The sequence below is a fragment of the Alistipes sp. DJF_B185 genome, from assembly GCF_964250025.1.
Taxonomy (GTDB): Bacteria; Bacteroidota; Bacteroidia; order Bacteroidales; family Rikenellaceae; genus Alistipes; species Alistipes finegoldii.
This window is the reverse complement of sequence record NZ_CAXUDY010000066.1, coordinates 1-1,274: the sequence shown is the minus strand read 5'-3', so window position 1 is coordinate 1,274 and position 1,274 is coordinate 1. Positions and strand designations below refer to the sequence as shown.

The window sequence follows — 1,274 nt, the reverse complement described above, 5'->3', positions numbered from 1 at the left end:
CGATATATTTGTAATTAGGATTCGTACCGTGTTCCAAGCGGTTCATAAGTAACGACTTGCGGAGTTTTGGCAACAAGGGGATGCGGCTCCGTTTTATAGAAATGACTTATGCAAACCGACTTATCCATTTACAACAGTCTTCGCCCTTCCTTTATAGAAGGCGTTCACGCCGTGAAGTTCAATGCTTTGTCGGCGGTCATATCGCGTTACCGGGATTATGCCCGCAGTTCCGAACAAATAAAAGCGTACTCGGGAGATTCTCTGCTGATGCGGGACATCGCCTCCTTGCTTGACGAAGCACCCCGTCCCATAACGAGGGAATACCAGGATTTCACCCCGTTCCTGCTTCTTCTGATGCTTTCGGAGGAATTTCATGTCGTCCATTACGTCGAGCGTCTTGTAACGTGGTATTTCGGCTACTGTTGTGTCGATGAACTGCGGACGGTTTGCACCATTCTGTCCGAGTGTTCCTACCCGCATCACGACACGCTGCGGCTGCGGTTCAAGAATTACCTGCGTGAAGCCCGTAAGACATTGGGTATGCCCGTTGAATGTAACGCTGCTGTCATGCTGAAAATGCTCGACGCCTCTTATGAACATCTCACTCCCGCCGATGTCGGGGAGTTCGAGGAGCTGTTGCACCTGGGGGACGATTACGAGTTCATCTCCCGTGTCAAATCGAATTATCTTGCCTCGGATAACGTCACGGAACTCGCCGGGGTTTGCGGGTATTCCAGCACGATTACCTTCCGCCGGCGTTTCCAGCGGGTTTTCGGCTGCTCGGCCTCCTCGTGGTTACGTCAGCGCCGTATCGAACGTATCGGGGAGTTGTTGCGGACGACACACTACACGTTGCAGGAAATAGCCTACATGTGCGGTTTCTCCGCCCAATCCCACTTTACGGACTTTTGCAAGCGGAATATGGGGAGCAATCCCACTTCCATCCGCCAGGAAGGTCGGATCTGACATTAAAATCGGCTCCGTGATAAAAAAACGAAGAGAAAGATAAAAATCGTAATCCGCCGGTTTTTCGATTCGCTAACTTTATACGCGAAAGTAACAAGACGGATTATGATTGCATTTATAGAAAAATTAAACAGCGAAGTCCTGCGGAGTATCGAACGTATCGAATCGCGGGATACCGACGTGTTGAAAAAGTCGCTTGAAGCGTCACGTGTCCTGGGAGAAGCGTTCGACCGTTTGAAACAATATATCATCGGCTACCGTTTTCAAAACGATGACGAGGAAATAAAGTTCTTCAAAGAAATCAAACC

At 49.5% G+C, this 1,274-nt stretch carries 1 protein-coding gene and 1 pseudogene; both read left to right on the top strand.

Features of this window, described 5'->3' with window-relative positions; all coding sequences use genetic code 11:
• Positions 1-108 precede the first annotated feature (108 nt).
• Entirely contained in the window at positions 109-966 is an 858-nt protein-coding gene (locus ACESTR_RS16155; protein WP_004294809.1) for a helix-turn-helix transcriptional regulator, read from the top strand.
• A gap of 105 nt (positions 967-1,071) precedes the next feature.
• Positions 1,072-1,274: pseudogene (locus ACESTR_RS16150) on the top strand (RteC protein); the annotation flags it as partial.

What these genes read in the sequence shown, in the direction of transcription:
- ACESTR_RS16155 (WP_004294809.1), top strand. Translation starts at nt 109, where the DNA reads ATGCAAACCGACTTATCCATTTACAACAGTCTTCGCCCTTCCTTTATA.